Annotated in this window: 1 protein-coding gene; it reads left to right on the top strand. The window is 64.3% G+C overall.

All coding sequences use genetic code 11. The annotated features are described in order from the left end of the window. The coding region (locus ACLEJW_RS23260) for an immunoglobulin-like domain-containing protein (RefSeq protein WP_440778335.1) at positions 1–305 on the top strand (305 nt) is incomplete at both ends.

Below are 305 nucleotides of genomic sequence, written 5' to 3'. Positions count from 1 at the left end.
CAACAGCATCACCAGCGTTAGCGGCGGAAACTTCGAAAGCCTGGTCGCCAACACCGGCATCGTCAGCACAGCCGTGACCGATGTAACGGACACCACTACCGTCACCCTGACCGCCACACCTTCCGTGGCTGAAGGCGGCACCATCGTCTACACCGCCAGCGTCGGCGCGCCAGTGACCGGCGGTCCGGTCGTGGTGACCTTGGCCAATGGCCAGACCATCACGATTCCGGTTGGCCAGAGCTCCGGCACTGCAACCGGCGCCGTGAGCAACGACGTCTATCAGGGCCACGCGGCAGTTACCAACG

The organism is Pseudomonas sp. SMSB3 (genome assembly GCF_052041965.1).
Lineage (GTDB): Bacteria > Pseudomonadota > Gammaproteobacteria > Pseudomonadales > Pseudomonadaceae > Aquipseudomonas.
Note: the sequence above shows the minus strand (reverse complement) of the source record. Positions and strands in the feature narration are given on the sequence as shown.